Origin of the sequence: Halopseudomonas xiamenensis (assembly GCF_014219065.1) — a bacterium.
Classification (GTDB): domain Bacteria; phylum Pseudomonadota; class Gammaproteobacteria; order Pseudomonadales; family Pseudomonadaceae; genus Halopseudomonas; species Halopseudomonas xiamenensis.
Genome location: NZ_JACLGO010000002.1, coordinates 233401 through 241993, shown reverse-complemented (window position 1 = coordinate 241993; position 8593 = coordinate 233401). Strand labels below are relative to the sequence as shown.

At 64.7% G+C, this 8593-nt stretch carries 6 protein-coding genes; all 6 read right to left on the bottom strand.

The window, feature by feature from the left end:
- Positions 1 to 1069: hypothetical protein (locus tag H6X51_RS02430; protein WP_221627177.1), on the bottom strand; the 1069-nt coding region annotated here is incomplete at its 3' end.
- Positions 1070 to 1121: 52 nt separating this feature from the next.
- Complete coding sequence (locus tag H6X51_RS02425) at positions 1122 to 2567, bottom strand: HlyD family type I secretion periplasmic adaptor subunit (protein ID WP_185265924.1); 1446 nt, start codon at positions 2565 to 2567, stop codon at positions 1122 to 1124.
- On the bottom strand, positions 2564 to 4690 hold the full coding sequence (locus H6X51_RS02420; RefSeq protein WP_185265923.1) for a type I secretion system permease/ATPase: 2127 nt from the start codon (positions 4688 to 4690) through the stop codon (positions 2564 to 2566). Before H6X51_RS02420 ends, H6X51_RS02425 begins: the two co-directional genes overlap by 4 nt.
- A 197-nt stretch (positions 4691 to 4887) precedes the next feature.
- Positions 4888 to 6675, bottom strand: coding sequence for a TolC family outer membrane protein (locus tag H6X51_RS02415; RefSeq protein ID WP_185265922.1), 1788 nt, complete (start codon positions 6673 to 6675; stop codon positions 4888 to 4890).
- A 143-nt stretch (positions 6676 to 6818) separates the two neighbouring features.
- Entirely contained in the window at positions 6819 to 7637 is an 819-nt protein-coding gene (locus H6X51_RS02410; protein WP_185265921.1) for a response regulator transcription factor, read from the bottom strand.
- A 169-nt stretch (positions 7638 to 7806) separates the two neighbouring features.
- On the bottom strand, positions 7807 to 8592 hold the full coding sequence (locus H6X51_RS02405; RefSeq protein ID WP_185265920.1) for a response regulator transcription factor: 786 nt from the start codon (positions 8590 to 8592) through the stop codon (positions 7807 to 7809).
- Between the last annotated feature and the right edge of the window lies 1 nt (position 8593).

The following is an 8593-nucleotide window of genomic DNA, read 5'->3' as shown; positions in this document are numbered from 1 at the left end:
TGACGCTGACATCGGTATCACCGGGCGCTACCGGTACCTCGACGATCACGCCGTTGTCGATATCGTCCTGGGTCACCGGGCGTTCGAGCAGGGTGTTGCCGTCCTTGTCGGTGACCTTGAGAGTATCGCCCACCTCGACGGTCGGGCCGGGGGTAACCAGTGCCGGTACTTTGCCATCCGGGCCGATCTCGGCTTCGTTGTATACACCATCGGGACCGGCGTCCTGCAACTCGACACTGACGCCGGGTACACCATTGTCCACCAACTTGTCATCGCGGTCGGTGCCGGTGAAGTCCTGGGGCGTGGTGACAGTTGCCTCCACCGTGACATTGCGGTCACCCGGTGTCACCGGGACTTCAACGCTGACGCCATTGTCCAGATCATCCTGGGTTACCAGGCGGTCGAGCAGGGTATTACCCTTGCCATCCTTGACCACCAGCCGGTCGCCTTCGCGGACCTTGTCATCCAGGGTGATCTCGGCGGTGACAGTGCCGTCCGGGCCGATCTCGGCTTCGTTGTAGATACCGTCGGGGCCGGCGCCCTGCAGCTCGACACTGAGGCCGGGGTGGCGTGCGGCCGGGGCGTCTTCATAGCGCTCGTCACCACCACGATGCTCACGCCATTCATCCGGCTCAAAGCCGCGCTCGGGCAGGCTCATGCCCAGCGGGCGCAGGACTTCCTGGATGCGCGCGACGGTCAGCGGAGTGATGCCGTCGGCTTCGATGATTTCGTTGATGCGCACCAGCTGGACGAAGTTATGTCCTTCCGGCTCACCGCTGGCCGGCGCGGACTGGGGCTGCTGGCGGTCGTCGGCTACCGGGCGCGGCGCGCTGGGTGGCAGCTCGGCCTGGATGGCTGCCGCCACCTCGGCGACCGGCTGCTGTTGCTCGCCAAGGAAGGTCAGCAGTTGGTTGTTGCCGAAATCGAGATCGACCCGGGCACCCGGTTCGGTCACCAGCATCTCATCGCCACGCAGGCGATCACCCACCTGCAGCTCACGGCGCTGGCCATCGGCGGCCACAGCCCAGGCGCGGCCAGTCAGGGTTACTACGGTTGCCAGAGTATTCATAACGACCTCGATCACGATATCAAAGCGGCGTCAGCCGCCATTTCCAATAGGTTCAGCGTTCGCTCAAGGCGTTGGCCTTGGCACGCAGCAAAGGTTTGAGCAGGTAAGACAGAATGCTTTTCTTGCCGGTCATGATGTCCAGCTGTGCGGTCATGCCGGGAATCACCGACAGGCGTTCGATGAAGTCGCCGTCGGTGGTCATGGCCCGCACCAGGTAATAGGTGTTGTCGCGCTCGTCGGTAATGGTGTCGGCGCTGATGTGCTGCAGGGTCGCGGAGACTCCGCCGTAGATGGAGAAATCGTAGGCATGCAGCTTGATGGTGGCCGGCAACCCGGGGCGCAGGAAGGCGATGTCCTTGGGCGCGATCTTGGCTTCGACCAGCAGGCGATCGTCGGCGGGGACGATCTCGATCACGGTGGAGCCCGGTTGCACCACGCCGCCGATGGTGTTGTACAGCAGGCGCTGCACGGTACCGTTGACCGGCGAGCGAATTTCCGCGTGCTTGACGCGGTCGGCCAGGCCATCGACGTTCTGGCTCAGGCTGTTGAGTTCGGCGCTGGCCTGGCTCAGTTCGGCGCGCCACTGGTTGCGCATGGTCAAGTCTGCCTCGGCCAAACGCGCTTCGGCTTCCTGGATGCCGGCCTCGGCCTGGCGACTGCGCGCTGCCGCCGAGCGCCGTTCGCCATCGGCGGCGGCCTGATCGCGCTCCAGGCGCAGGATATCGATCTCCGATACCGCACCGGAGGCCAGCAGCGGCCGGGTGACATTCAGCTCCTGGCTGGACATGCGATACGCCTGCTCGGCGGCGCGCAGCCGGGCCTGGGCCTCGCTGAGTTCCTGGCGGCGCTGGGCATGCTGTTCGCGGGCGATGGACAGGCGCTGCTCCAGTTCACCGATGCTGGCGTGGTAGTAGTTTTCTTCCTGGGTCAGCACCTGCTGCTGCGCCGGGCTCAGGCTTTCATCGCGGATCGCCCCGTAGGGCTGGTCATTGATCAGCGCCCGCAGCCGGGCGACCTTGGCGCGCAGGGCGAAGGCGCGCACGCTGCCTTCCTGGAAGCTGGCAACGAAACGGGTCGGGTCGATCCGCACCAGCACATCGCCCCTGGCTACCTGCTCGCCTTCGCGGATCAGCACTTCCTGCACCACGCCGCCATCCACCGACTGCACCACCTGCAGCTGCTGCGAAGGGATCACCTTGCCCTCGCCACGGGTGACCTCATCGACCTCGGCCAGCGCCGCCCAGACCAGCAATATCAGGCACACCGCGGCAATCACATACAGCAGTCCGCGGGCGCGCAGCACCTGCTGCTGCTCGATGGCCTGCTCGGCATCCTGCTGCCAGTCGCGGGACTGCCGGCGGAAGGCGGCGAACAGCGGTGCGAACAGCCGGTCAACGCCGCGCTCGCCGACCGCACCGAGCCGGCTCAGCCGCTCGACCTGCTCGAAGCCATGTTGCTCAACGAGCTTGCCCTGGTCCTGCTGCTGGCGCTCGGTCATGGCGCGGCCCTCGCGATACTGCCCTGCTCCAGCGCCTGCAGCACCTTGTGTTTCGGGCCATCGGCGATGATCTGCCCGGCGTCCATGACGATCAGCCGATCGACCAGCTCCAGCAGGCTGACACGATGGGTGACCAGCAGCAGGGTGCGACCCTGGCTGAACTGCATCAGCGCCTTGCGCACGTGGTTTTCCAGCGCGCTGTCCATGGCGCTGGTCGGCTCGTCGAACAGCAGCATGCTGCTGTCGGCCATCACCGCCCGGGCCACCGCCAGCGCCTGGCGCTGACCGCCGGACAGCCGGCTGCCGCGCTCACCGACCGGCATCGACAGGCCATCGGCGTGGTTGCCGACCAGCGCCTTGAGCCCGGCGATATTGATCGCCTGCTGCAACTGCTCACTGCTCGGCTGCTGCAGGCCCAGGGTGATGTTGTCGTACACGCTGCCACTGAGCAGCTGCACGTCCTGGGGAATGTAGCCGATGCTGCGGCGCAGCTCGGCGGGGTCGATCTGCTGCAGATGCACGCCATCGACCAGCACCTGGCCGGAGGTGGGCTGATACAGGCCGAGGATGAGTTTCTCCAGGGTGGTCTTGCCCGAGCCGTTGCAACCGAGGATGCCGACCCGCTCACCGGCGCGGATATGCAGGGATACCCCATTGAGCGCATTACGCTGCTCATCGGGATAGGCGAAGTTGACATTGCGCAGCTCGATCTCGCCGCGCAGCCGCGGCCGGCTGATGAGCTGGCGACCGGGCTTGCGTTCCTGCTCGTTGGCCATCAGTTGCTCCACCGACTCCAGCGCGGTGGCCGCCTGGTAGTACTGGGTCAGCAGCGAGGCGGTCTGGGAGATCGGCGCCATGGCCCGGGAGGACAGCATATAGGCGGCGATCAGCGCGCCCTGGCTCATCTGCCCATCGATCACCAGGTACACGCCGACGACGATCATGCTCACCGCCACCAGCTGCTGGGTCCAGGAAGCCAGCGCACCGACCGACATGCCCAGCAGCCGCTGCTTGCCGGAGCAGCCGGAGAGAAAGCGCGTGGCCTGCTCCCAGTTGCCCTGCATGCGGCTGGTGGCATTGAAGCCCTTCAGGGTTTCCATGCTGCCCAGGCTCTCGATCAGTCCGGAGTTGCGCTGGGCACTGGCCTGACTCATGGTCTCGCTCAGATGGCGCATGCGCGCCTGTACCGACAGCGCATAGAGCACGATCAGCGCCGCACCGACCAGCACCGGAATCACCATCGGCCAGGCGATCAGCAGGATGATCAGTGCGAACAGCAGGAAGAACGGCAGGTCGATCAGCGCGGTGACCGTCATCGAGCCGATGAACGAGCGCACCGACTCGAAGGACTGCACGTTGGCGGCGAAGGAGCCGACCGAGGCCGGGCGGTGTTCCAGGCGCATGCCGAGAATACGCCGCATGATCCGCGCCGACAGCTTGATATCGGCACGGCTGGCGGCCAGTTCGACGAACCAGCTGCGCAGCAGGCGTAGCAGCAGGTCGGCGCAGACGATGATCGCCGCACCCAGCGCCAGCACCCACAGGGTATCGGTGGCCTGGTTGGGCACCACCCGGTCGTACACGTTCATCACGAACAGCGGCATGGCCAGGGCGAACAGGTTGATGAACAGCGCCGCCAGCAGCACATCGCGGTAGACCGGGCGGTTGGTACGGATCACGCTCCAGAACCAGTGCCCGCGGGTGTCGTCCTCGACATCGGTGATGGTGTCACCGTTCTCGGCGCGGAAGGCCGGACGGCAGTAGATCAGCAGGCCGCTGTAGCTGGCGTTGAACTCGTCCAGGGGCAGTTGCTGCGGCTGCATGCCCAGCTCGGGCAGCAGCACCTCGGCCTGGCCGGCCTGGCGGTCGATGCGCTGCAGGATGCAGGCGCGGTTGTCCTTGAGCAGTACCACGCAGGGCAGCAGCAGCTGGTTCAGGCGACCCAACGGCTGACGTGCGACGCTGGCCACCAGCCCGACACGCTGTGCCGCCTCGGCGAATAACCCGGGCGACAGACGGCCGTCCACCAGCGCGAGGCCATCGACGATGGCATCACGACTGGTAGTCACTCCGTGGCTGCTGGCCAGCCATGACAGGCAGGCGGCCAGTGCGTCGTCAGGCATTGTGTCCATGCTCACCCTTCGCCGCGAGGCCGCGGCTCTCATCAAATATCCTTGGCGTTACGCATTGCGTATGCCTGGAAGCCCTTATCGCCGCGAGGCGCGGCTCCTACAAAGGCCATCCATGGCCTGGATCTGTGGGAGCGCCGCCTCGGCGCGATGGCGGGCAAGGCCCGCCCGAAGGCCGAAGGATCGGCGACTTATTCGGCGCGATTGATATGCAGCTCGACCCGGCGATTTTCCGCCCTGCCCTCGGCGGTGTTGTTGCTGGCCACCGGGCGGTCGGCACCGGCGCCGGCCACGGCGATGATGGCGCGGTCCACTCCCTGCTGGATCAGGAACTCGCGCACCGATACCGCCCGCGCCAGCGACAGTTCACGGTTGAGGCTGGCCGAGCCGGTGCTGTCGGTATGCCCGACGATGTTGATCGAGCGCAGCTCGCCCTGCTCCTGCACGCGCTGCAGCAGGTTCTGCAGACGGGCTTCGGTGCCGGGGCGGATAGCCGCGCTGCCGACGTCGAACAGCGCGTCGCCACTGAGGTTGACCACTTGCTGGGCGCGTTGCGGCTGCAGGTACTGGTCGATATCCAGCACACCGCCGGCGACCACTTCGCAATAGCGGCTGGCCGAGTCATGTGCCGGCGTGGCGCGCAGGTCTTCCAGCGGTGGAATGGCGTCGCTGGACAGCGACAGGGTGTTCAGCAGCTCGCCCATGCTGTGCAGGGTGTACAGGCGGGCGATCTGCAGGTCGTACTGGCCGTTGGTGAAGGCACGCTCGGCCTGGAACGCCTCGTTCTCGGAATCCAGCACGTCCAGCAGCGAGCGGCGACCGATGTCGAACTGCTCGCGGTAGGCGACCAGTACCGCACTGGAGGCGCTGCGGTGCGACTCCAGCGACGGCAGGCGGCTGCCCAGGTTGAGTACGTCGCCGTAGGCGATGGTGGCGGTCTGGCGCAGGTCGACGCAGGCCTTGTCACGCAGACTCTCGGCCTGGTTGATGCGCTGCCAGGCAGCACGCTCGGCGGCGCGGTCGCTACCACCGCGGTACAGGTTGTAGCGGGCACGCAGCTCGATGATGCTCTCGTCACCATAGGAACTGGGGTCGGTGCGGTTGTCGAAGCTGTTGTTGTTCTTGTAGGTGCCGTGGCGCAGGCCCAGCTCCAGGGTCGGATAGCGGTTGGCCTTGGTCTCGCGCAGCGCGGCCTGGGTCACTTCGGTATTCTCGAAGGCGGCATACAGCGCCGGGTTGTTGGCATACACGTTGCTGAGTACCTGCCCCAGCTCGCCCGGCACTCGCGCCGCCGGCACTTCGTAGGGCTGCAGTTCAGCGGCTGGCAGTTGGCCGACCAGGCGCTGGTAGCGGGCGGTCACGCTCTGCAGGTTGGCCACTTCGGTCATCAGGTTGGAGCGCGCCAGCGACAGGCGGCCTTCGATCTGTTGCAGGTCGGCGCGGTTGCTGACGCCACGCTCGGCGCGCTGGCCGATGTGCTCATGCACACGCTGGTGGTTGGCCAGGTTGTCCTGGGCCAGTTTCACCAGTTCCCGGTGGCGCTGCACACTGAGATAGGCCTCACTGGCCTCCAGCGCCTTGGTCTCGGCCTCATCGAGCATTTCGTAGTAGCGCACCCGGCTGGTGTGATCGGCCTTGGCCAGGGCGTTGCGCACGCGGAAGCCATCGAACAGCATCTGCGTCAGGGAGATTTCCGCGTAGTTGCGCGAATAGTCGCTGCGGTTGTCGAACTGCCGGTTGGCCTGCCCCACAGAGGCGTTCAGGTCGATGCTCGGCAGGTAACCGCCGAACACTTCCCGCCGATCCTCGGTCGAGGCATGGAAGGCATCCAGCTGCGCGCGCAGCTCCGGGTTGGTGTCCAGTGTGCTCTGGACCACGGACAACAGATCGGTGCTCGGCTCGGTTGCCGAAGCCGCCAGGGGGGCCAGCCCGAGGCAAACTGCAAGGGCCAGACGAACGAAGGGAACTTCCTTATGCATGCTTTCCTCTCAATAGACTCGAGTAGTGTGTTCTGTCACCGATGAGCCGGCAGTTGGATTGTGCGGAAAACCGGTATTGGAGCAAAAAGGCCATACCGCCACCTTTGGTGGAGCGGATAATCCGTTTGCACGAAGGTACGAAATCATTTGGTTCTTTCCGCTGCGGCGAGACAATTCGCACAATCGATCGCACCGCCATTGCGAATCTGTTGGCGAAAGGCGCTCGGCGTCATACCCGTGCGCTCACGGAAAGACGTGGCGAAATTGGCCGCGCTGCGAAAACCGATCAGCTCGGCGATGTCCTGGATGGTGGCGTCGCTGCGAGCCAGTAGCTCCTGGCTCCTGCGCAGGCGCTGCTCACGGATGTAGGCGTATACGGTGAGTCCCAGACGGCGCCGGAAGATCGCCGTCAGGCGCTTACCGTGGGTGCCGACCAGACGGGCCATGTCAACCAGTGGCGGCGGGCTATCCAGTTGCTGGTCGATCAGGCGCATAGTCGCGCGCAGGGTGATTTCATCGGTATCCTGAAGGGCTTTCTCCCCCGACTGATCTAGTCGCGTGGCATGTCGTTCTCCCCGCGCCAGATGGATGCAGATCCGCGCGATGACCTCTTCGGGGACGAACGGCTGGGTGACATAGTCCGCCGCCCCCAGGGCAAAACCCTGCAGGCGTTCATCAACGGTAGAGGCCGCGCTGAGAAAAATCACTGGGGTGTGGCGGGTGGCCGGCGCCTCGCGAAACAGTCGGCATAGGGCCAGACCGTCCATCTTCGGCATTTGCATGTTGAGCAGGATCAGCTCGAGTGACAGTACCTGGGCACGCTGCAATCCCTGGCGCGACGTAGTCGCCATAGATAGGCGCGTCCCGGCGGCCTGTAATTGACTCAGCAATATTCGCAGCTCCTCCGGTCGAGGATGTATCACCAAGATGTGGGAGTCTCGTAGAGCGCTGATACCACGCATCGACCCGTCCCTAAGTCACCGACCGACAAGAATTTGACAAATGATGCCGACAGGCTATGCCGCCCTGTCGTAACTTTGTCGATTGTTCCACAAGAAACCGACAGCAACTTTTGCTAGAGGGCCTTAAGCCTTTGATTGAGGGCGTATCATTATTACAACGAGGCGGGAATCACTCCGATGGATGCCGCCGCTCGTCCTGCAGCCGACTACGAAAGGCCGTAGGCGTCATACCGGTCCTCTCGCGAAAAGCGGTGGCAAAATTGGCGGCGCTGCGGAAACCGACCAGATCGGCGATGTCCTGGATACCAAGATGGCTGTCGGCCAACAGCTGCTGGCTCTTGCGCAAACGCTCCTCCCGCAGGAAGGCGAACACCGTCATGCCCAGGTGCTGACGGAAGATGCTGGACAACTTCTTGCCGTGGGTGCCGACCTGCCGGGCGATCTCCGCCAGTGTCAGGGGAGCGTCCAGTTGCTGGGTAATCAGCCGCATGGCCGCGTGCAGGACAATCTGGTCCGGGTCCTGGGGATGCACCTCGCTGCTCTCGGCAGCGGCCAGGTTGTCCCGGCGCGCCAATTGCACATGGATACGGATGCGTGCCAGCACCTCTTCCGGGGCGAAAGGCTTGACGACATAGTCCACACCGCCCAGGGTCAGCCCCTGCAGGCGCTGCTCGACGGCTGATGCCGAGGTGAGAAAGATGATGGGTATCTGTCTGGTCAGCGATGCTTCCTGGAGCAGGCGGCACACGGCAAATCCATCCATTTGCGACATGTGCACATCCAGCAGGATCAAGTCCGGGCGCAGGGCCTGGGCCCGTTGCAACGCCTGGCGCGGCTCGGTCACCAATGACAAGCGCATGCCGGCCGAACGAATCAGGCTGGATAGTGACCTGAGTGTTTCCGGACAGTCATCGATGATCAGGACGTGAATATCCTGGGGCGCGGAATGGTTCATG